The following is a 21,274-nucleotide window of genomic DNA, read 5'->3' on the forward strand; positions in this document are numbered from 1 at the left end:
TCTGTTGTCTGGAAGGACGCTATCGCGAGCAAGCTCGCTCCCACAATGGTCAGCGGTGGAGCAAATGTGGGAGCGAGCTTGCTCGCGATGAGGCCAGTGCAGCCACCTCAAGACTTGGCGGGATACTCCCGATGCATCTGCGCAAGCAACGCATCCTTGTCCTGCCACAACTGGTTGATCCAGCCCTGGAACTCCAGGCGATACACGCCATCCTGATCGTAGTTCTTGCCGATGAACTGCGGTGGGATCTTCAGTTCCTGGAAATGCACCACCACCTCTCCAACGTTGCCGCAGAGCAAATCCCAATACCCCGGACGACCGCCTGGATAATGAATGGTCACGTTGATGATCGACTCCAGCTGTTCACCCATGGCATCCAGTACAAACGCGATGCCGCCGGCCTTGGGCTTGAGCAGGTAGCGAAACGGTGACTGCTGCTGGGCATGCTTGCCGTCGGTGAAGCGCGTGCCTTCGACGAAATTGAAAATGCCCACGGGGTTGTCGCGAAACTTCGCGCAGGTCTTGCGGGTGGTTTCCAGGTCCTTGCCTTTCTTTTCCGGATGCTTTTCCAGGTAAGCCTTGGAGTAGCGCTTCATGAACGGGAACCCCAGCGCCCACCAGGCCAGGCCGATCACCGGCACCCAGATCAGTTCCTGCTTGAGGAAGAACTTCAACGGCCGGATGCGTCGGTTCAGCACGTACTGCAACACCATGATGTCGACCCAGCTCTGGTGGTTGCTGGTGATCAGGTACGAATGCTGGTAGTCCAGGCCCTCCAGGCCGCTGAGGTGCCAGCGGGTACGACGCAGCAGCTTCATCCAGGCCTTGTTGTTGCTGATCCAGGCTTCGTGGATGTGGCCCATCAACCAGTCGGTGAAGCGCTGGGCTGCGGGGAAGGGCAGCAGCAATTTGAAAATCGCCACGATGAACAGCGGCGTGCAGCAGGCGATGGTGTTCAGCGCCAATAGCAGCGAGGCAATGACGCCGCGCAAGGGGGCAGGCAAGAAGTCCAGCATTTAAATGTCCAAAGGTCGGTTGGCGGCTTGGATCGCGGTCAGGGCGATGGTGTACACGATGTCGTCGACCTGGGCGCCGCGCGGCAAGTCATTCACCGGTTTGCGCAAGCCTTGCAGCATCGGCCCGAGGCTGACGCAATCGGCGCTGCGCTGCACGGCCTTGTGGGTGGTGTTGCCGGTGTTGAGGTCCGGGAAGATGAACACCGTCGCCCGGCCGGCCACCTGGCTGTTGGGCGCCAATTGGCGTGCCACGGTTTCGTTGGCGGCGGCGTCGTATTGCAACGGACCATCGATCAACAGACCGTGCTGGGCCTCGTGGGCCAGCAGGGTGGCTTCGCGAACTTTTTCCACTTCTTCGCCACTGGCTGACTCGCCGCTGGAATAGCTGAGCATCGCCACCCGCGGTGTGATGCCGAACGCGGCGGCCGAGTCGGCACTTTGCAGGGCGATTTCCGCCAGCTCCGCAGCGCTGGGGTGCGGGTTCATCACGCAGTCGCCGTAGACCAGCACTTCTTCGGGAAACAGCATGAAGAACACCGAGGACACCAGCGAGCATCCTGGCGCGGTCTTGATCAGCTGCAGGGCCGGACGGATGGTGTTGGCGGTGGAGTGGATGACGCCGGATACCAGCCCGTCCACTTCATCCAGGGCCAGCATCATGGTGCCGATGACCACGGTGTCTTCCAGTTGCTGCTCGGCCATCGGCGCGTTCAGGCTCTTGCTCTTGCGCAACCTCACCATCGGTTCGACGTAGCGTTCGCGAATCGAATCCGGGTCGAGAATCTCCAGCCCCGGCGGCAGTTCGATGCCTTGGGCGCGGGCCACCGCTTCGACGTCGGCCGGTTTTGCCAGCAACACGCAGCGGGCAATGCCCCGGGCCTGGCAAATGGCGGCGGCCTGGACGGTCAACGGTTCGCTGCCCTCGGGCAGCACGATGCGTTTGTTGGCGGCCTGGGCGCGCTGGATCAACTGATAGCGGAACACCGCTGGCGACAGGCGCATTTCCCGTGGCGTGCCGCAGCGCTGGTGCAGCCACTTGGCGTCCAGGTGGCTGGCGACGAAATCGGTGATGATCTCCGCACGTTCGCGGTCATCGATGGGGATTTCCTTGTTCAAGCCGTTGAGCAGGTTGGCGGTGTCGTAGGAACCGGTGCTCACCGACAGCACCGGCAACCCCGCCTGCAAGGCGCCGCGACACAAGTCCATGATGCGCGGGTCGGGCAGGGTGTCGCTGGTCAGCAGCAGGCCGGCCAGCGGCACGCCATTGAGCGCCGCCAGGCTCACGGCCAGGATGATGTCGTCGCGATCGCCGGGGGTCACCACCAGCACGCCGGGCTTGAGCAGTTCCACGGTGTTGCGCATGGTACGGGCGCAAATGATGATGTTGCTCATGCGCCGGCTTTCGTAGTCGCCGGCATTGAGCACCTGCGCGCCCATCAGGTCGGCCACGTCGCGGGTGCGCGGAGCGTTGAGCTCGGGGCGAAACGGGATGCAGCCGAGCAGGCGGAAATCGCCGCTGCGCAGCAAGGGCGAGTGCTCCTTGAGCCGTGCGGAAAACGCCTCCATGCTTTCGTCGGTGCGGACCTTGTTCAGGATCACTCCGAGAACTTTCGGGTCCTTCGGCCCGCCAAACAACTGTGCCTGCAATTCTACCCGGCCAGACAGTTCGGTCAGCACTTCGTTTTCCGGCGCCGACACCAGGATGACCTCGGCGTCCAGGCTCTTGGCCAGGTGCAGGTTGACCCGGGCGGCGTAGCTGGCGTTGCGGGTCGGGACCATGCCTTCGACGACCAGCACGTCCTTGCCGATGGCCGCCTGCTGATAAAGGGTAATGATTTCTTCCAGCAGCTCATCGAGCTGGCCGTCGCCGAGCATGCGCTCGACGTGCGCCAGGCCCAGGGGCTGCGGCGGCTTGAGGCCGTGGGTGCGGGCCACCAGCTCGGTGGAGCGTTCCGGCCCGGTGTCGCCGGGGTGAGGTTGGGCAATGGGTTTGAAAAAGCCGACTTTCAGTCCGGCCCGTTCAAGGGTACGCACCAGCCCGAGGCTGATGGAGGTCAGGCCCACACCAAAATCGGTGGGCGCGATAAAAAAAGTTTGCATGCGAATTCTCTAAGGGGGAATGGCGCGGCCTATGACTGGCCGTCTACCCACAATTCAGTCGTCAAGGTTATCGCTAACCGGGCCTTGAGCGCACCAGCCGCAATCAAAGGGCTGGCCTATTTTTTCAATACGTTGCCCGGGGTCCAGCACCCAGGCCCGGGACTGCCACGGTGGCTGGTGACGCAGATGCTGAGTATGGCCACAAGACAGCTCGGCCACCCAATGCCCGTCCTCGTCCTGATGGAAACCGGTGACCGTCGGTCTGTTCGGGCAAGTCCGTTTGTCCGGGTTCCGTTCGCTTTCGGGCAAATCCTTGTTTAGACTTGTCCGTTCTTCATTCTTATGCAAAAGGTCTCGCCCCATGCTGATCGCCGCCAATAAGGCTGTCTCCATCGACTATACCCTGACCAACGACGCTGGTGAGGTCATCGACAGCTCTGCCGGCGGCGCTCCGCTGGTCTACCTGCATGGCGCAGGCAACATCATCCAGGGCTTGGAAAAAGCCCTGGAAGGCAAAACGGTCGGTGACGACCTGAACGTTACCGTCGAGCCGGAAGACGCCTATGGCGAATACTCCGCCGAACTGGTCAGCACCCTGAGCCGCAGCATGTTCGAAGGCGTCGATGAGCTGGAAGTGGGCATGCAGTTCCACGCTTCCGCCCCCGATGGTCAGATGCAGATCGTCACCATTCGCGACCTGGAAGGCGACGACGTCACCGTTGACGGCAACCACCCGCTGGCTGGCCAGCGCTTGAACTTCAAAGTCAAGATCGTCGACATCCGTGACGCCAGCCAGGAAGAAATCGCCCATGGTCACGTCCATGGCGAAGGCGGCCATCACCACTGATTTGTGCGCTACGCTCAAATGAGCAGTGAACTGGAAAGGCGCCATACGGCGCCTTTTTAGTCGGTTGCTGTTAGCATCAACCACGGCTGTTTCGAAAAGATCCGCAAACCTGGAGTTCGTCATGAGTGCTTTCCACGACCTTAAACTCAAAGCCCTGGATGGTCAGGAGCTTGCTCTGGCGCCGTTCAAGGGGCAAGTCGTGCTGGTGGTCAACGTCGCCTCCAAATGTGGCCTGACGCCTCAATATGCGGCGCTGGAAAATCTCTATCAGCAATACAAGGCCAAGGGGTTCAGCGTGCTGGGCTTGCCCTGCAATCAGTTCGCCGGGCAGGAACCGGGAACCGAGCAGGAAATCCAGGACTTTTGCAGCCTCAACTACGGCGTGACGTTCCCGCTGTCCAGCAAGCTGGACGTGAACGGCCCCGGTCGTCATCAGCTCTATCGCCTGTTGGCGGGCGAGGGCGCCGAGTTTCCCGGAGACATTACCTGGAACTTCGAGAAGTTCCTGGTCGGCAAGGACGGTCGCGTGCTGGTACGTTTCTCACCGCGCACGGCGCCGGATGATCCTGCCGTGATCCAGGCGATCGAAAAAGCGCTGGCTTGATCCTCAAGAAATTGCAGATGTAGGAACTGCCGAAGGCTGCGATCTTTTGATCTTTTGATCTTTTGATCTTTTGATCTTTCGCTTGAGACTCAAGTGTTTGGGGAAAGATCGCAGCCTCGTTGCACTCGACAGCTCCTACACAGCTCCTACTCGGCGCCCTTTTGATCCTTAATCACTCCAATCAATAGTGCTACCGAGCGCCTCGGACTCCACATATTATCGTCGTCATATCGACCTGCGACCTTGTCCCGTGGAGTGCCTCATGCCTGCAAAAGCCCTGTTCAAACCTTTCCACCTCGGCGCGCTCGAGTTGCCGACCCGGGTGGTGATGGCGCCAATGACCCGTTCGTTTTCGCCGGGCGGCGTGCCGAACGCCAAGGTCATCGAGTATTACCGTCGCCGCGCGGCGGCCGGGGTCGGCCTGATCATCACCGAGGGCACGACGGTGGGGCACAAGGCTTCCAACGGCTACCCGAACGTGCCGCATTTCTATGGCGACGCCGCGTTGGCCGGCTGGAAGAAAGTGGTTGATGCGGTACACGCCGAAGGCGGCAAGATCGTTCCACAGCTGTGGCATGTGGGCAGTGTGCGACGCATCGGCACCGAGCCGGACGCCAGCGTGCCGGGCTATGGCCCGACCGAAAAGCTCAAGGACGGCCAGGTGGTGGTCCACGGTATGACCCAGGCGGACATTGACGAGGTAATCGCCGCGTTCGCCCAGGCGGCAAAAGACGCTCAAGGCATCGGCATGGACGGGGTGGAAATCCACGGTGCCCACGGCTATCTGGTGGACCAGTTCTTCTGGGAAGGCAGCAACCAGCGCACCGACGGTTACGGCGGCAGCCTGGCCAACCGTTCGCGCTTTGCGATCGAATTGATCCGTGCCGTGCGCGCGGCGGTGGGCGAGGGTTTCCCGATCATTTTCCGCTTCTCCCAATGGAAACAGCAGGACTACACCGCGCGTCTGGTGCAGACCCCTGAAACCCTGGGCGAATTCCTCAAGCCATTGTCTGACGCCGGCGTGGATATTTTCCACTGCTCGACACGGCGCTTCTGGGAGCCGGAGTTTGAAGGCTCCGAGCTGAACCTGGCCGGCTGGACCCGCAAGCTCACCGGCAAGCCCACCATCACCGTTGGCAGCGTCGGCCTGGACGGCGAGTTCCTGCAGTTTATGGTCAACACCGACAAAGTCGCGCAACCGGCCAGCCTGGAAAAACTGCTGGAGCGCCTGAACAACGACGAGTTCGACCTGGTGGCGGTGGGGCGTGCGCTGCTGGTGGATCCGGACTGGGCGCAGAAAGTGCGCGAAGGGCGGGAGCAGGATATCTTGCCGTTCAGTCGCGAGGCGTTGATGACCCTGGTTTAAGCGGCGCCTTGTTGGGCCTCATCGCGGGCAAGCCTTGCTCCCACATTGATCTTCAGCGAACACATTGTGCGTGAACGACTGACAACTCTGTGGGAGCAAGGCTTGCCCGCGATGCTTTTCAGCGCTGCGACACTGCCTGGGGCAGCGACGATTCGACCTGGCAAACCCCCCGCAACTGCGCCTCGAACTGCTCGATCACCGATGCCCAACCCTGGCGACTGGCATGCTGGCGCGCATTGAGCCGCACGCAACGCAAAGTCTCGCGCTCTTCCAGCAGCCAACGGGCGGCATCGCAGAACGCCTCCTCATCCCCCGGCATTGCCAGCACGCCGTTGTAGCCGTGGCGAATGTGTTGGGCCGCCGCAGCCTGATCGTAGGCCACCACGCCCAGCCCGGACGCCAGCGCCTCCAGCACCACATTGCCGAAGGTTTCGGTCAGGCTCGGAAAGACAAACACATCCCCGGACGCATAATGACTAGCCAGCGCCTCGCCGCGTTGCGAGCCACAAAAGATCGCTTCGGGCAGTTCCTGCTCCAGGGCGGAGCGCTGCGGGCCGTCGCCGATCACCACCAATTTCATCCGTCGCCCCGGGAAAGCGCTGCACAGCGTGGCGAAACTGCGCTTGAGCAGCCCGAGGTTTTTCTCCGGAGCCAGGCGTCCGACGTGGATCACGGCGATGTCATCGTCGCCCAGGCCCCACGCCTCACGCAGGCTCGTCGAGCGCTTGACCGGATGAAACAGTTGGCTGTCCACGCCGCGCGAGAGCAGCGCCACGCGCTCGAAATGTCGTCGCTCCAGTTCCAGGCGCTGGCTGAGGCTGGGCACCAGGGTCAGGCTGGAGCGGTTGTGAAACCAGCGCAGGTAATGGGTGAGCACGCGACTCAACAGCCCGAGGCCGTACTGCTGGGTGTATTGCTGGAAATTGGTGTGGAAGCCGCTGACCACCGAGATGCCCAAGCGTCGTGCCGCGCGCAGTGCCGACAAACCCAGCGGCCCTTCGGTGGCGATGTACAGCACGTCTGGACGATGGCGTTTCCAGCGCCTGAGCAGTTTGTGCATCGACGCCTGGCCCCACTGCAAACCTGGATAGCCCGGCAACGGCCAGCCCCGGCACAGTAGCAATTGCCCGTCACTGGCCTGGCGTTGGTCATCGACCTGGCGCGGCCGTATCAGCTCGACCTGATGCCCGCGGGCGCGCAGGCCGTCGTACAGGCGGCCCAGGGTATTGGCCACGCCATTGATTTCCGGCGGGAAGGTTTCGGTGATCAGGGTAATGTGCAGAGGTGTGGTCATGACCCCAGTGTCGACCGGGGCCATTTCGTCATTGTGACGACAAGATGATGGATTTGTGACCGGCTCAGCCCTGGCGGGCCAACGCGGTCTCGGCGCCTTGCTCACGGACCCAGAACAACGTCGCGCCGGCCACCGCTGCCGGCATCATCAGGATGTTGACCACCGGGATCAGCAGCACCAGGTACACGCTGGCGCCAAAGCCCAGGCTCTGCCAGCGTTTTTCCCGCAGCCAGGCGAGCATCTCGTTCCAGCCCAGCTTGTGGTTGTCCGCCGGGTAGTCGATGTACTGGATCGCCATCATCCACACGCCGAACAGCAGCCACAGCGGTGCCGCCACCAGATTGACCACGGGGATGAACGACAGCACGAACAAGCCCAGGGCGCGGGGCAGGAAATAGCCGAGCTTGCGCGCTTCCCGGCCGAGGGTTCGCGGGATCATGGCGATCAACTCGGCCCAACTGAAGGCCGGGAAGTCGTCGGTGCCACGGATGACCACTTCGACTTTTTCCGCAAGAAAGCCGTTGAACGGTGCGGCGATGACGTTGGCGAGCATGGTGAAGGTGAAAAACACCATCAGCACGACGAGCACCACGAACAGCGGCCAGAGCACATAGCTGAGGAAACTGAGCCAGTCCGGCAGCGACGGCATCAGCGTATCGACCCACAGGCTGAACTGATGGCCGGCCAGGTAAATCAATCCGACGAACAGCACCAGGTTGATCGCCAGGGGCAAGAGTACGAACAAGCGCAGGCCCGGGCTCAAGACCAGCTTGAGGCCCTCTCGCAAATATTGCGGGCCGGACAGGACGGGGGCGGGCATAGGTGGCTCCGAGCGAAGGTGAACGCGCCGACCTTACCGGCTTTGCCGCGCCCGGGAAAGCGGCGACATGGCGTGTAACAACGTTTCTTGAGGCGAAGGCACCTATTGAAGGGACCGCTGGGGATAGAGCTCACCTATGAGCTGGATTGTTAAACCGTATTTCCTTAATCTTCGCTCCCTCGATACGCTGCACCCATTCTTTTCCAGGACCGTCGAACCCAAGCCTTCCCCAAGTGCGTCAACGGTCCTTTTTTATTCACGCCGCTCACCCGGCGTTCCGGCCCGCAAGGTCCGGTCAACAGGAGCAGGTCATGTCTGAAGTGCGTCATTCGCGAGTGATTATTCTCGGTTCCGGCCCTGCCGGTTACAGCGCTGCGGTTTATGCGGCCCGTGCCAACCTCAAGCCACTGCTGATCACCGGCATGCAGGCCGGCGGTCAATTGACCACCACCACCGAAGTCGACAACTGGCCGGGCGATGTCCACGGCCTGACCGGCCCGGCCTTGATGGAACGCATGAAGGAGCACGCCGAGCGCTTCGAGACCGAGATCGTTTTCGACCACATCAATGCCGTGGACTTCGCCGCCAAGCCGTACACCCTGACCGGCGACAGCGCGACCTACACCTGCGATGCACTGATCATCGCCACCGGTGCCAGCGCTCGTTACCTGGGCCTGCCGTCGGAAGAAGCCTTCATGGGCAAAGGTGTTTCCGCCTGCGCCACCTGCGACGGTTTCTTCTACCGCAACAAGCCTGTGGCAGTGGTCGGTGGCGGCAACACCGCGGTCGAGGAAGCATTGTACCTGGCCAACATCGCCAGCACGGTCACCCTGATCCACCGTCGCGAGACTTTCCGCGCCGAGAAGATCCTGATCGACAAGCTCAATGCCCGCGTCGCCGAAGGCAAGATCATCCTCAAGCTCAACGCGACCCTGGACGAAGTGCTGGGCGACAACATGGGCGTGACCGGTGCCCGCCTGAAGAACAACGACGGCAGCTTCGACGAGATCAAGGTTGACGGCGTGTTCATCGCCATCGGCCACACCCCGAACACCTCGCTGTTCGAAGGCCAGCTGGAACTCAAGGACGGCTACCTGGTGGTCAAGGGCGGCCGCGACGGCAACGCCACCGCCACCAGCGTCGAAGGTATCTTCGCGGCCGGCGACGTGGCCGACCACGTCTACCGCCAGGCGATCACCTCGGCCGGTGCCGGTTGCATGGCAGCCCTGGACACCGAGCGCTACCTGGATGGCTTGCAGAACGCTTCGTTCTGATTCGGCGAGTACAAAAAAACCGGCTTCGGCCGGTTTTTTCATGGGTGGATACCTGCCGCTGACCCCCTGTGGGAGCGAGCTTGCTCGCGATGGCGGTGTATCAGTCAACATCGATGTTGGCTGACCTGACGCTATCGCGAGCAAGCTCGCTCCCACAGGGTTCTGTGCGGTCAGGAGGACCGTGTTCAGGCCAGCTTCGCCAAGCACGCCTCCAGGATATCCAGGCCCTCCTCCAACACCGTCGCCTCGGTCGTCAACGGCGCCAGCAGCCGGATGATGTGCCGCGATTTACCACTGGGCATCAGCAGCAACCCCGATTCCCGCGCCAGGGCCAGCAGTTGTGTCAGTTGTGCGGAAGCCGGGGTGCCGTCGGCGTGGGTCAGCTCGATGCCGCGCATCGTGCCGACGCCGGTCAGGCGGCCGAGGTAGGGTGTCAGCCCACGGCTGCGCCAGGATTGGTAGCGGCTGACGATCGCCTCCTCCTGTTGCGAGCCCCAGGTGTGCAGGTTGGCGTCGGTCATTTCATCCAGGGTCGCCAGGGCGGCGGCGCAGGCGATGGGGTTGCCCGAGTAGGTGCCGCCCAGGCCACCCTTGGGCAAGTTGTCCAGCAGCGCCTTGCGTCCCACCACCGCGCCCAAGGGCACGCCGCCGGCAATGCTTTTACCGAGCAGGATCAGGTCCGGTTCGATGCCCAATCGCGAGAAGGCAAAGCGCTGGCCGGTGCGGCCGAAGCCCGATTGGATTTCATCGGCGATCAGCACAATGCCCTTATCGTCGCAGAACTGCCGCAGGGTTTGGGCGAAGGGCACGTCCATCGCCAGGAAGCCGGCTTCGCCCTGCACCGGCTCGACAATGAAACAGGCCACGTCATTCACGTCGATCTCGACGCTGAACAGCCGCTCCATGGCCTTCAAGGCTTCTTCGCCGGTGACGCCGTTGTCCTTGCTGGGGTACGGCAGGTGGTACACCGGCCCGGGCAGAACGCCGACTTTCTGCTTGTAAGGCGCGACCTTGCCGTTGAGGTTGAGGGTCGCCAGGGTGCGGCCGTGAAAGGCGCCATCAAACGCAATCACGGCGGTACGGCCCGTGGCGCCGCGTACGATCTTCAAGGCGTTCTCCGCCGCTTCGGCGCCGCTGTTGGTGAGCATGCCGCTGACCGGATAATCCACCGGGATAAACGCCGCCAGGCGTTCCATCAATTCAATGTACGGCGCATGGGGCGCGGCGTTGAAAGCGTAATGGGTCAGCCGGGTGGCCTGTTCGCGGATCGCCTCGACGATGCGCGGATGGCAGTGGCCGAGGTTCAACACACCGATGCCGCCGACGAAATCGATGTAGCGTTTGCCGTTGGTATCCCAGACCTCGGCATTCTTGCCGTGGCTGAGGCTGACGGGATGCACGATGGAGATCGATTGGCTGATGGTTTCGCTGCTCATGGATGACGGCTCGGACGGTGGAGAAATTTCCATTATCTAAGCCGCGAGCAGAGGGGCCCGGCAAACGAAATAAAGTTGCCGGGTCAATCTTAAAAGTCGGGATGTGGAGCGGGAGGATTTATTTGCGGGAGGAAGACCTGTGGGAGCATGGCTTGCCCGCGATGAACGATAACGCGGTTCAGCTGCTGTTAAACCTCGGCGCGCCCATCGCGGGCAAGCCATGCTCCCACAGATGAATGCCCTCGCCACAGAAGAGGGCTGCAAGAATCTGTGGATCAGCGCCGCTGCAGCGGCTGTGCCTCGAACCTCACACCGGCCAGCCCATGGGCCATCAGCGCGCGGATATTGCCGTGATCGCTGCCTTCGGGCGTGGCCAGCACCGAACGGTAATGTTCGCCGAACGCCAGGAGCGCTTCTTCATCGCTCAAGCCTTCGAGCAGCGCCAGGCCCAGGGTCTTGCACGAACCTTCGTTCTGCCCGGCGGCGTTGTGCACGCCACCGTTGTCGAAGGCCTGGGGCTGGTAGTCGTAACCGGCGGCGATAAAGGCCAGGGTGTCGGCGAAGGCATGTTCGCCGCTCTTGAGGCGGGCGCGCAGGGTATTGAGATCAGGCATCGGGTTTTCCTTTGGCGAACGCCGCCTGTTGTTCGGCGCTGGCTTCTTTCTGGTATTGGGCTTTCCACTCGGCGTACGGCATTCCGTAGACCACTTCGCGGGCGTCGTCGAGGCTGACCTCGACCTGGCGTTCATCGGCGGCGGCCTTGTACCACTTGGACAGGCAGTTGCGGCAGAAGCCGGCGAGGTTCATCAGGTCGATGTTCTGCACATCCTTGCGGCTGTCCAGGTGGGCAACCAGCCGACGGAAAGCGGCGGCTTCGAGTTCGAGGCGTTGTTGGTCGTTCATGGTGTTCCTTGACGGGCAGCTGCAAGCGCTGGGCTTCAAGCTGCAAGATGGATTGCGGTGGCCTCAAGCTTACCGCTTCAAGCTCGCCGCTGAAAACGTGCCGCTCAGCGGCTTGCCGCAAGGGTAATCGACACCGACTCGGCAAATCGCAAGGCGTGGGGTTTGTCGACTTCGACTTCGGCATACAGCACCGATTCGTTGGCCATGACCAGGTCGAGCAATTCCTGGGTGAGGCGTTCGAGCAGGGCGAAACGGTTGCCTTCCACGTGGGCGATGATCGCCTTGGTGATGGTGCGGTAGTTCAGCGCGTGGTCGATGTCGTTGTCGCGCACCGCCTCTTGGGCGGCATAGAGGATGGTCAGGTTGATCAACACATCCTGCTTGTTGAGGATTTCATCCTCGTTGATGCCAATGAAGGTACGCAGACGCAGGTCCTTGACCTTGATGCGTGCCATGGCTGGCTGAAGTTGTGGCATTTAATTGCTCCGTCGAATCAATTGCAGGAACTCCTGGCGCGTGGTGCTGGAATCGCGAAAGGCGCCGAGCATCACCGAGGTGTTCATGGTCGAGTTCTGTTTTTCGACACCGCGCATCATCATGCACATGTGCTGGGCCTCGATCACCACCGCCACGCCGGCGGCCTGGGTGACCTGCTGCACCGCGTCGGCGATTTGCCGGGTCAGGTTCTCCTGGATTTGCAGGCGACGGGCGAACATGTCCACCAGCCGGGCGATTTTCGACAGCCCCAGGACCTTGCCCGTAGGAATATAAGCCACATGGGCCTTGCCGATGAAGGGCAACAGGTGATGTTCGCAGAGTGAATAGAGTTCGATGTCGGCGACGATCACCATTTCATCACTGTCAGAGGCGAACAGCGCGCCGTTGACGATCTGCTCGACGCTTTGTTCATACCCATGGCAGAGGTACTGCATGGCCTTGGCGGCACGGACCGGGGTATCGAGCAGACCTTCGCGCTCGGGGTTTTCCCCCAGGCCTATAAGGATCTCGCGGTAATTCTGGGGCAGGGATAGCGTCATGGTGCATCCTCGAAACAAGGCTATTTGACGTGCCGCCCGCCGTTGACGGTCAGGGTCGTGCCGGTGACATAAGGGTTGTCCAGCAGATAACGCAGGCTCTGGTAGATCACTTCGCTGCCGGGTTCGATGCCCAGCGCGGACTTGGCCAGGGCCTTGGCGCGGTAAGCCGCGTCGTCTTCGGGGTTGAACAGTAGCAGGGCCGGGGCGATGCCGTTGACCTTGATCGCCGGGGCGAACTTCGCCGCGAACGACAGGGTCAGGCTTTCCAGGCCGGCCTTGGTGGCGCAATAGGCGATATGCCGGGCGCTGCCCTTGCGGGTCACGTCATCGCTGATGTGCACGATATCCGCCGGGGCTGAACGCTGCAGCAGCTCGGCGCAGTGCAGGTTGATCAGGTAAGGCGCAAGCATGTGCACGCCGAACATGGCGTTGAAGGCCGCCGTTTCGCTGCCCGGGTCTTCGGCCAGCCAGGCCGAGGCGTTGTGCACGATGGCCCGCAGCCGGTCGGTGTGCTGCTTGAGTTGTTCGATAAAGGCCAGGATCCCCGCTTCGCTGGAGAAGTCGGCGAACAGCACGACCGCGCCCAGGTCCCGCAGCGTCTGCACGCCGGGGCGTTCGGTTCGGTAGGTCGCGATCACCGGTTGCCCGCCTTCCAGCAATCGCCGGGCGCAATGCAGGCCGACGCGCTGGGCTGCGCCAGTGATCAGGATCGGAGCGGTGGCGCTGGACATAGGACGGCTCGGTTCACGGCAAGAGCAAAACTATAACAGCGACACGGGGCGCGTCCTATGTTCAAAGGTGAATCCAGAGTTCCTCTGTGGGAGCGAGCTTGCTCGCGATAGCGGACTGACGGGCAACGCCTGGTGTGGATGTACTGGCCTCATCGCGAGCAAGCTCGCTCCCACAGGTTTTTTGTCGCCCGTGAGTCTGGGCTGGCGGCTTCAATGATTCTGCGTAGCCGGCAACGTCCGCTGCGGTGCACTGTTGAGCCAGTTCGCCAGCAGATGGGTCGACATCGGGATAAACAGATAGACCATCAGCGGTGTCAGCATGAGTGTGCTGATGAGTACGCGGCTCAACAGGCCCAGTTCGCCCAGCAGCGGCCCCAACAGGAAATTGAACAACAGCGAGACGGGAAAGAACGCCAGCCAGATGGCCACGGCCTGTTTCCAACGTGGCGGACGCTGGCCGACCGCGCCGAACCAGCCATCGATGCCACGCACCCGGTGTTCGGAGGGATGGGCGAACAGATCGCTGCCCCGTCCCAGCCAGGCCGTGCGCGAGGCCGAGTGTTCCCAGGCGTGCAGCGTCTGCTCGTCGGCAAAACGGAAGATGATCTGGAATTCATCGTCCTCGGGCGGTGGAGCGAGCACGCCGGAACCCAGGTAGCCGGGAAAGTCGGTTGCCAGTTGTTCGCCTTCGCGCAACCAGGCGATCAGGTCCTGATAGCGTCCATTGGCGACGCGGCGGGCAACCATCAAGGTGACGGGTGAGGTAGACATCATGTATCTCCGTAAGACAGGCGCGGCACTCCGGGTAGGAGGTTCGCGGGGGACGCCCCGGGGTGGTGGGTAGCGTCTGGTCGCCAAAAAACAGGCAAGGATTATTCCCGATTGCGCATAAAACAACAAAACCGCACATCGAGTACGTTTATCCTTGTCATGACATGTCCTGGGAGGGGTAAACTAGGATCCAATTTGCCAGTCGGAATTGCCTGCCAAAATGAGTGTGATCACAGAGGATGGCTTCGTTTTCCAGGCATCAGGTGCCTTGAAGCGGGAAGACCTGTTTCCCATTCGCGAAGTCGCGCGCATGACCGGCGTGAACCCCGTGACCCTGCGCGCCTGGGAGCGGCGCTACGGTTTGATCCAACCTACCCGCACCGAAAGCGGGCATCGCCTGTACTCGTTGGGCGATATTGAAAAAGTGCGCAGCATCCTGGCTTGGATAGAGCGCGGGGTGGCCGTCAGCAAAGTGGGAAAGATCCTGGCGAAGACCGAGTCGGTGCAACCGGTCTCCACGCTGATTTCCTCCGATCTGGTCAGGGCCGATCACGCCCGCTGGCAACAACAGGTGGCGGACGCGGTTAGCAACTTTGACGATGTGGACCTGGATCGCGTCTACGGGCAGGTCTTTTCCACCTATACCGTGCCAATCGTCTTCCAGGACATCCTGATGCCGCTTTGGCGACAGCTATTGCAACGCCAGCAGACGTTCGGGCAAGCCAGCGAATGGGTGTTTCTTGATGGTTTCCTGCGTTCGCGCATCATCCAGCGGCTCTTGCTCAAGCGCGAAGGTGCGTCGCCGCGTGTCCTGGTCTGCGCGATTGCCGACCATTGCCATGAACTGGAGTTGCTGGTCACGGCGCTGTTCCTGTCCAAGGCGGATGTAGGCGTCAGGTTGTTGTCGATCGGCCTGCCGTTCGAGGAACTGATCCTGGTGTGCCAGAAGATCCAGCCGGTGGCATTGGTGCTGGTTTCCAATCATGCGCCGGCCCCAGATTTGCCCAAGCGCCTGGGCAAGTTGGCGATGAGCCTGGATTGTCCGTTGATGCTGGCCGGTGATGCATCCGATCTGGCACAGGAGAGCCTGGTTGGATCGTCGATCGGGTGCCTGGGGAGTGAGGGGGCAGTTATGCGCCAGCGCCTGCGTCAATTCATTGCGGGCAATCTGGATACCTGAATGGAGTGTCCTGTATCACCTTGTCAAAAAGAAACGTATTTGCGAAACAGGACACTAGAGATGCATGGTCGGATGGGTCAGGCGATGTTGCTGCAGGATGTACTGGCGCAGGCGCTCCGTCTCGTCCTGGTCATTCTGGTTCAGGTGGTAGGCAAACAGGCCGCGATCGGTTTCCCGTTCGAAGCTGCCTCGCAACGAAATTCTCTCGTAGCCTGATGGGCTGAACCACAAGGCAAACTGCTTCGGCGGTTTGGTTCGACTGCGGTTCTCTACCAATACGCCTTTGCAGGAGACTTCGTGGACCCACAGCGGTCCCGGCTGACCCTTGATATTTTCCAGCGCCACCGGCTCTTCGAGCGCCAGGCGCCATGGGCGTATCTTCGGTCCGTCCTCGTAGATGCTCGGCACACCCAGGCGCAGGTGCATCGCATGGAATTCGTCTTCCACCAGATGCAGCGGAAAGGTCATCTGCTGGTTTTCAAAATTGGCTTGCAGCGTAACCTGCTCATTTGCCGCCAGACGTGTCAGCAAGTCACGGATCTGCGACCCACCGTTTACCAGCAAGCTCGACGTGACATCCCGCTCGTTCAACTGCGGGTTGTGTTGCATGGTCCGGATGAAATCCAGTTCATCCTGCGTCAGGAGGGCATCGCGCTGCATGATCTGCTCGAAATGATAATTTACGTGTTCACTGGTGATTGTAGTGACTGACCATTAATTCGTGGGTTTGTTTGAACCGTTCGTCGCTTCGAGCCGGGCAATGGTCTCCCGTGCGTCGGCCAGCTCCTTTTCCAGCTGGGCGACGCGTTGTTGAGCCTTGACCTGGGTCGTGACGTCTTTTTGCACACCCACGAAATAGGTATGCCCGTCAGCCTGGTTTTTTACCGTGGACAGTGACAACTCATTCCAGAACGGCGTGCCGTCCTTGCGGTAATTGCGCAGCACCTCACGACAGGCACCGCCCTCTTTCAAGGCTTTGCGAATGGGCTCCAGCGAAGGCTGGTCCCGATCACCCGATTGCAGGAACCGGCAGTCCTGATAAAGGATTTCGTCGCGGTGATAACCGGTCAATCGTTCGAAGGTCGGGTTCACGTAGATCAGGATATTGTCTTCACCTTCTTTTTCGGCGATGACAATCCCGTCGTTCGAAGCATTGATGACCAGTTGCATCAGTTGAGCGTTGATCATGGGGAGAACCCTTTGAACATCCTTGTAGGATCAGCATTCTAAAAGAAATCGATAGGCTGTCCACTGGCCATTGGGGCCGTTGAGAGCCATTCGCAGCCGGACAGGTGCAACTGTTACTATTCCGGCTCTTTTTTCAGGTTCAGGATCAGATTGATGAAAGTCGCCATTCTTTCCGGCTCGGTGTATGGCACCGCCGAAGAAGTCGCCCGGCACGCCGCCAAACTGCTTCGCGAGGCAGGTTTCGAAGCCTGGCACGACCCGCGTGCGACCCTGGCGGATGTGCAGGCATTCGCACCAGAGGCCGTGCTGGCAGTGACTTCCACCACCGGTATGGGGGAGTTGCCGGACAATCTGATGCCGTTGTATTCGGTCATCCGCGACCAGTTGCCCGGGTTCTTTCGCGGTTTGCCTGGCGCGGTGATCGGCCTGGGCGACGCCAGCTATGGGGATACCTTCTGCGCCGGTGGCGAGCAGATGTGCGAGCTGTTCGTCGAATTGGGCGTACGCGAGGTGCTGCCGATGCTGCGTCTGGATGCCAGCGAAAGTGTCACGCCGGAAACCGACGCCGAGCCATGGCTCGCTGAGTTGATCGACACATTGCGCGCTTGAAGCGGATGCGCTGACTCGTTCGGCCAGTAAGCTGGCTGCCAATGCAACTACCGCCTCTGAAAGAGCTGACTAGACTGATTTTCTTGCGTACGACGTTTCGATCGAGACATATAAGAAACCAGAGGTCAGAGCCGTGAGCGTAGCGCCCCTCCAAACGACACTCAGCATCAAGGATCAGGTCAGTGCGGCCGAATGGCAAACCCGGGTGGACCTTGCCGCCTGTTATCGGCTTGTCGCGCTGCATGGTTGGGATGACCTGATCTTCACCCATATTTCCGCAAAGGTTCCCGGTACCGAGGATTTCCTGATCAACCCGTTCGGGATGATGTTCCATGAAATCACCGCCTCGAGCCTGGTCAAGGTCGATCAGGCCGGCAACAAGTTGATGGATAGCCCCTACGAGATCAACCCGGCCGGCTACACCATCCACAGCGCGGTGCATGAGGTGCGCCATGATGTGGCCTGTGTGTTGCACACCCACACGGCAGCCGGCGTGGCGGTATCGGCCCAGAAGCAGGGGGTGCTGCCGATCAGCCAGCAATCGCTGTTCGTGCTGTCGAGCCTGGCCTATCACGCCTACGAAGGGGTGGCCTTGAATCACGAAGAAAAGGCTCGCCTGCAGGCGGACCTGGGCGAGAGCAACTTCCTGATGCTGCACAACCATGGCTTGCTGACCTGCGGCGGGACCATCGCCGATACTTTCCTGATGATGTTCACCTTTCAACGGGCCTGTGACATCCAGGTCCTGGCGCAGAGCGGCGGGGCCGAGCTGATTGCCATCGAACCGCAGATCCTGGCTGGCGCCCGGGCGATGATCGCCGGGGTGACCAAAAGCGCCCAGGGCATGGGCGGCGCGTTGGCCTGGCCGGCTTTATTGCGCAAGCTCGATCAACAAGATGCCGGGTATAGAAGTTGATTGCTCTGGCCCAGATTCCCCTGCGTATCTGGCGCCAGCGCAGCCAGATCTTCATGTTCCGTGGTCATGCCATCCGTTACTGGGTGGCCGGGCAGGGCGAGCCGCTGCTGCTGATCCACGGTTTTCCCACCGCCAGTTGGGATTGGCATTACCTATGGCAACCGTTGGCGCAACGCTACCGGGTGATCGCGTGTGACATGCTCGGTTTCGGCGACTCCGCCAAACCGACGGATCACGTCTACAGCCTGCTGGAGCAAGCCGATCTGCAACAGGCCTTGCTGGCGCACCTGAATGTGAGGGGCGCGCTGCATGTGCTGGCCCACGATTACGGTGACAGCGTGGCCCAGGAGCTGCTGGCGCGGCACTACGAAGCGCGCATCCGCCTCGCCAGTTGTGTCTTTCTCAATGGCGGCCTGTTCCCGGAAACCCATCGTCCGGTCTGGGCCCAGAAACTCTTGCTCAGCCCCCTGGGCTGGCTGCTGGGGCGGGCGTTCTCCCGGGAAAGCCTGGTCAGTAGCTTTCGGCGTATTTTCGGTCCCAGGACCGGCCCCACTGAAAGCGAACTGGATGATTTCTGGAGCCTGATAGAAGCCCATCGTGGCCCGCGGATCATGCACAAGCTCATCGCCTATATTCCCGAACGCCGCGTGCAGCGTGATCGTTGGGTGCAGGCGATGCGGCGCGGCGACGTGCCGTTGCGGGTGATTGACGGCGCGGTCGACCCGATTTCCGGTGAACACATGGTGGCGCGCTACGAGGCACTGATCCCGAACCCGGACACGGTGTTGTTGCCCGACATCGGTCATTACCCACACACCGAGGCGCCGGTGCAGGTGCTCCAGCATTACCTGGCGTTTCGCGAAGCCATCGTCGCGCCGCGCAGACAAATGGCCTGTTCATGACGACACCCTGTGGGAGCGAGCTTGTGTGGGAGCGAGCTTGCTCGCGATAGCGGCGCCGGAAATCGAATGTGCCGCCGTGGCCTGGGCCTGAATCATCCCCTCACCTTATCGGCCACCATTCACTTGCAACCGTGTTGATTGTGACCGGCCAACTTGTGCCGGACACTCGTGCCCATTGTCCTGTCCGCCTGCTGGAGTTCTGCCATGAGTGAGTCTGTGCGCTTCGAAGATAAAGTCGTGATCGTCACGGGAGCCGGCGGGGGGCTGGGCCGCGCCCATGCGCTGCTGTTCGCCAGACAAGGCGCGAAAGTGCTGGTCAACGACCTTGGCGGCTCAGCTCAAGGGGAAGGGGCCAACGCCTCGGCAGCAGACCGGGTGGTCGCCGAAATCCGCGAGGCGGGTGGCATCGCCGAGGCCAACCACGACTCGGTGACCGATGGCGACAAACTGGTACAAAATGCCCTCGACGCGTTCGGCCGCGTCGATGTGGTGGTCAACAACGCCGGGATCCTGCGGGACAAGACGTTCCACAAAATGGACGACGCCGATTGGGACCTGGTCTACCGCGTCCACGTCGAGGGCGCCTACAAGGTGACCCGCGCCGCGTGGCCGCACCTGCGTGAGCAAAACTACGGGCGGGTGATCTTCACTGCTTCCACCTCCGGCATCTACGGCAACTTTGGTCAATCCAACTACGGCATGGCCAAGCTCGGCCTTTATGGCCTGACGCGGACCCTGGCCATCGAAGGCCGCAAGAACAACATCCTGGTCAATGCCATCGCTCCCACCGGCGGCACGCGCATGACCGAAGGCCTGATCCCGCCGCAGGTGTTCGAACAGCTCAAGCCCGAACTCGTCAGCCCGCTGGTGGTGTACCTGGCCAGTGAGACCTGCCAGGAAACCTCCGGCCTGTTCGAAGTGGGCGGCGGCTGGATGGGCAAGGTGCGCTGGGAGCGCAGCCTGGGGGCGGGCTTCGATCCGCGCAAAGGTTTTTCACCCGAAGACGTCGCCGCCCATTGGCAGCAGATCTGCGACTTCGAAAATGCCGTACACCCGAACGACAACCTGGAAGCGCTGAAGGAAATGATGGCGAATCTGCAACGCCACGCCATTTAGGTTTCATTGCCCGGGCCGGTTGCCGTCAGCCGCGACAACCGTGCTCATGGGCAATACTTTTTCACCAAGGCCGCCAGGTTCGCGGCGGTCTCAATATCCATCACCCCGTCATATCTGGCCGGACGGAAGTGCAACTGGAAGGCGCGCACCAGGCGCTGGAAACCTGTGTCCGTCGTGGCGGCCGACGTGTCATAGCCATACTTCTTGAACAGTCCAAGTTGTTGTTCACGAGTCGGCAATCCGTTGCCTTGATACAACTCCCTGTACGCCTTCTGCGTGGGCTCATGAAACCAGGCGCCGATGCCTTTGGCGTACAACGCCTGCCAGGGAAACATCGGGCCCGGGTCGCTTTTCCTGCCAGCGGCAATGTCCGAATGCCCCACCACATTGACGGGGCTGATGTCGGGATAACGCTTGAGGATGTCCAGCGCCAGGACTTCGATCGCCTTGATCTGCCGGGATTGATACGGCGGGAAGCTGAACTGCCCTTGGTTATCGGTGGCGCGATTGACGATTTCAATGCCAATCGAAGTGTCATTCAGATTGGTTCGGCCACCCCAACTGCTCACTCCTGCGTGCCAGGCGCGCTGGTTTTCGTCCACCAGGTTGAAAATCTGTTGGTCGTTGAAACCCGCGTTCAAATAGCTTGGGTCGGTGATGTCCGGAATCAAGTAGTGGGCACTGACGGAGGCGCCGGTCAGCGCGTTGACGGAGGATGAGAAGTTAGCTGCGGTGTAATGGAAAACCAGGAAACGAATTCGGCTGTTGTAGCCTTTTTTTGATCGATAGCTGTTGTAGTTGATTGGCATCGTGGAAACTTCACTAAGTTAAAATCGAAGCAGAATGCTGCGACTGACTTTCAGCCTACCAGTGGATTTTTCATGGGCTTGTAGTGAGTTTCCTGCTTTGTTGTAGGAGCAGGCATTTGGATGTCTAGGAATTGATTGTTCATAGAAGTAAGAAGGTAGAAGCGATTCTTGGATAACTAAACAACCGCCTGAAAAACTCATCCGGGGAAAATAAACCACATAAAAAAGGCCGCTGCAAAAAGCAGCGGCCTAAGCGTGACGTTGCAAAGGAGCTACAAACCAACGTCGGTAAACACGGGATGATGGACCGAGACGCCAATCCATCCGAAGACGGTGTGCCAGGCATGAGGGATGC

At 60.9% G+C, this 21,274-nt stretch carries 24 protein-coding genes; 9 read left to right on the top strand and 15 right to left on the bottom strand.

What is annotated here, in order from left to right:
• Nucleotides 1-107 precede the first annotated feature (107 nt).
• From AB4O22_RS01185 to AB4O22_RS01195, 3 genes are read right to left on the bottom strand one after another with little or no spacing between them, the layout of a single operon-like run.
• Nucleotides 108-1,016: an acyltransferase gene (locus AB4O22_RS01185; protein WP_460095787.1), complete on the bottom strand. Its 909-nt coding sequence runs from the start codon at nucleotides 1,014-1,016 to the stop codon at nucleotides 108-110.
• The gene (gene pta / locus AB4O22_RS01190; protein WP_003205469.1) at nucleotides 1,017-3,116 is read right to left on the bottom strand and encodes a phosphate acetyltransferase; all 2,100 of its coding nucleotides are present in this window, start codon (nucleotides 3,114-3,116) and stop codon (nucleotides 1,017-1,019) included. It abuts the gene before it with no gap.
• Nucleotides 3,117-3,170: 54 nt separating this feature from the next.
• Entirely contained in the window at nucleotides 3,171-3,509 is a 339-nt protein-coding gene (locus AB4O22_RS01195; RefSeq protein WP_080684674.1) for a DUF3565 domain-containing protein, read from the bottom strand.
• Between AB4O22_RS01195 and AB4O22_RS01200 the strand changes: the two genes are divergently transcribed.
• The 3 genes from AB4O22_RS01200 to AB4O22_RS01210 all read left to right on the top strand — a co-directional run bounded on the left by AB4O22_RS01200 (nucleotide 3,478) and on the right by AB4O22_RS01210 (nucleotide 5,933).
• On the top strand, nucleotides 3,478-3,963 hold the full coding sequence (locus AB4O22_RS01200; RefSeq protein ID WP_003205467.1) for an FKBP-type peptidyl-prolyl cis-trans isomerase: 486 nt from the start codon (nucleotides 3,478-3,480) through the stop codon (nucleotides 3,961-3,963). The genes AB4O22_RS01195 and AB4O22_RS01200 overlap by 32 nt on opposite strands.
• A 121-nt stretch (nucleotides 3,964-4,084) precedes the next feature.
• Nucleotides 4,085-4,567: a glutathione peroxidase gene (locus AB4O22_RS01205; RefSeq protein ID WP_003205465.1), complete on the top strand. Its 483-nt coding sequence runs from the start codon at nucleotides 4,085-4,087 to the stop codon at nucleotides 4,565-4,567.
• 262 nt (nucleotides 4,568-4,829) lie between these two features.
• Complete coding sequence (locus tag AB4O22_RS01210; protein ID WP_003205464.1) at nucleotides 4,830-5,933, top strand: NADH:flavin oxidoreductase; 1,104 nt, start codon at nucleotides 4,830-4,832, stop codon at nucleotides 5,931-5,933.
• Between the two features lie 118 nt (nucleotides 5,934-6,051).
• Here AB4O22_RS01210 and AB4O22_RS01215 read toward each other — a convergent pair whose 3' ends face one another.
• Nucleotides 6,052-7,251: a glycosyltransferase family 4 protein gene (locus AB4O22_RS01215; protein WP_003205462.1), complete on the bottom strand. Its 1,200-nt coding sequence runs from the start codon at nucleotides 7,249-7,251 to the stop codon at nucleotides 6,052-6,054.
• Nucleotides 7,252-7,291: 40 nt separating this feature from the next.
• The gene (gene cysZ / locus AB4O22_RS01220) at nucleotides 7,292-8,047 is read right to left on the bottom strand and encodes a sulfate transporter CysZ (RefSeq protein ID WP_003205460.1); all 756 of its coding nucleotides are present in this window, start codon (nucleotides 8,045-8,047) and stop codon (nucleotides 7,292-7,294) included.
• 311 nt (nucleotides 8,048-8,358) lie between these two features.
• Here cysZ and trxB point away from each other — a divergent pair, with 311 nt between their 5' ends.
• On the top strand, nucleotides 8,359-9,321 hold the full coding sequence (gene trxB / locus AB4O22_RS01225; RefSeq protein WP_003205459.1) for a thioredoxin-disulfide reductase: 963 nt from the start codon (nucleotides 8,359-8,361) through the stop codon (nucleotides 9,319-9,321).
• Nucleotides 9,322-9,506: 185 nt separating this feature from the next.
• Here the strand turns inward: trxB and AB4O22_RS01230 are convergent, their stop codons facing one another.
• The 7 genes from AB4O22_RS01230 to AB4O22_RS01260 all read right to left on the bottom strand — a co-directional run bounded on the left by AB4O22_RS01230 (nucleotide 9,507) and on the right by AB4O22_RS01260 (nucleotide 14,199).
• Nucleotides 9,507-10,757: a 2-aminoadipate transaminase gene (locus AB4O22_RS01230; protein ID WP_460095789.1), complete on the bottom strand. Its 1,251-nt coding sequence runs from the start codon at nucleotides 10,755-10,757 to the stop codon at nucleotides 9,507-9,509.
• Nucleotides 10,758-11,032: 275 nt separating this feature from the next.
• On the bottom strand, nucleotides 11,033-11,371 hold the full coding sequence (locus tag AB4O22_RS01235; protein WP_460095790.1) for a HopJ type III effector protein: 339 nt from the start codon (nucleotides 11,369-11,371) through the stop codon (nucleotides 11,033-11,035).
• Nucleotides 11,364-11,660, bottom strand: coding sequence for a DUF1244 domain-containing protein (locus AB4O22_RS01240; RefSeq protein WP_003205454.1), 297 nt, complete (start codon nucleotides 11,658-11,660; stop codon nucleotides 11,364-11,366). Before AB4O22_RS01240 ends, AB4O22_RS01235 begins: the two co-directional genes overlap by 8 nt.
• 104 nt (nucleotides 11,661-11,764) lie before the next feature.
• Entirely contained in the window at nucleotides 11,765-12,136 is a 372-nt protein-coding gene (gene folX / locus AB4O22_RS01245) for a dihydroneopterin triphosphate 2'-epimerase (RefSeq protein ID WP_003178065.1), read from the bottom strand.
• Nucleotides 12,137-12,697, bottom strand: a complete 561-nt coding sequence (gene folE / locus AB4O22_RS01250; RefSeq protein WP_003205453.1) for a GTP cyclohydrolase I FolE — start codon at nucleotides 12,695-12,697, stop codon at nucleotides 12,137-12,139.
• A 20-nt stretch (nucleotides 12,698-12,717) separates the two neighbouring features.
• Entirely contained in the window at nucleotides 12,718-13,428 is a 711-nt protein-coding gene (folM, locus tag AB4O22_RS01255; RefSeq protein ID WP_223472998.1) for a dihydromonapterin reductase, read from the bottom strand.
• A 210-nt stretch (nucleotides 13,429-13,638) separates the two neighbouring features.
• Nucleotides 13,639-14,199, bottom strand: coding sequence for an antibiotic biosynthesis monooxygenase (locus AB4O22_RS01260; protein WP_028236649.1), 561 nt, complete (start codon nucleotides 14,197-14,199; stop codon nucleotides 13,639-13,641).
• A 220-nt stretch (nucleotides 14,200-14,419) separates the two neighbouring features.
• Here AB4O22_RS01260 and AB4O22_RS01265 point away from each other — a divergent pair, with 220 nt between their 5' ends.
• Nucleotides 14,420-15,379, top strand: coding sequence for a MerR family transcriptional regulator (locus AB4O22_RS01265; RefSeq protein ID WP_460095791.1), 960 nt, complete (start codon nucleotides 14,420-14,422; stop codon nucleotides 15,377-15,379).
• Between the two features lie 54 nt (nucleotides 15,380-15,433).
• Here the strand turns inward: AB4O22_RS01265 and AB4O22_RS01270 are convergent, their stop codons facing one another.
• Both AB4O22_RS01270 and AB4O22_RS01275 read right to left on the bottom strand, forming a co-directional pair.
• Nucleotides 15,434-16,039, bottom strand: coding sequence for a hypothetical protein (locus tag AB4O22_RS01270; protein ID WP_223472610.1), 606 nt, complete (start codon nucleotides 16,037-16,039; stop codon nucleotides 15,434-15,436).
• A gap of 54 nt (nucleotides 16,040-16,093) precedes the next feature.
• Nucleotides 16,094-16,567, bottom strand: coding sequence for a PAS domain-containing protein (locus AB4O22_RS01275; RefSeq protein WP_460095792.1), 474 nt, complete (start codon nucleotides 16,565-16,567; stop codon nucleotides 16,094-16,096).
• Nucleotides 16,568-16,720: 153 nt separating this feature from the next.
• Here AB4O22_RS01275 and AB4O22_RS01280 point away from each other — a divergent pair, with 153 nt between their 5' ends.
• The 4 genes from AB4O22_RS01280 to AB4O22_RS01295 all read left to right on the top strand — a co-directional run bounded on the left by AB4O22_RS01280 (nucleotide 16,721) and on the right by AB4O22_RS01295 (nucleotide 20,110).
• Nucleotides 16,721-17,176 (top strand): flavodoxin, encoded by a 456-nt coding sequence (locus tag AB4O22_RS01280; protein WP_223472612.1) that lies wholly within the window; start codon nucleotides 16,721-16,723, stop codon nucleotides 17,174-17,176.
• Nucleotides 17,177-17,309: 133 nt separating this feature from the next.
• Nucleotides 17,310-18,092, top strand: a complete 783-nt coding sequence (locus AB4O22_RS01285) for a class II aldolase/adducin family protein (protein WP_223472613.1) — start codon at nucleotides 17,310-17,312, stop codon at nucleotides 18,090-18,092.
• On the top strand, nucleotides 18,092-18,994 hold the full coding sequence (locus tag AB4O22_RS01290) for an alpha/beta fold hydrolase (RefSeq protein WP_003205441.1): 903 nt from the start codon (nucleotides 18,092-18,094) through the stop codon (nucleotides 18,992-18,994). Before AB4O22_RS01285 ends, AB4O22_RS01290 begins: the two co-directional genes overlap by 1 nt.
• A 204-nt stretch (nucleotides 18,995-19,198) precedes the next feature.
• Entirely contained in the window at nucleotides 19,199-20,110 is a 912-nt protein-coding gene (locus AB4O22_RS01295) for an SDR family oxidoreductase (protein ID WP_053181805.1), read from the top strand.
• Nucleotides 20,111-20,154: 44 nt separating this feature from the next.
• On the opposite strand, the gene AB4O22_RS01300 is transcribed toward AB4O22_RS01295, so the two are convergent.
• Nucleotides 20,155-20,919: an N-acetylmuramoyl-L-alanine amidase gene (locus AB4O22_RS01300; RefSeq protein WP_460095793.1), complete on the bottom strand. Its 765-nt coding sequence runs from the start codon at nucleotides 20,917-20,919 to the stop codon at nucleotides 20,155-20,157.
• Between the last annotated feature and the right edge of the window lie 355 nt (nucleotides 20,920-21,274).

It is taken from the genome of Pseudomonas sp. S3_B11, from assembly GCF_054667715.1.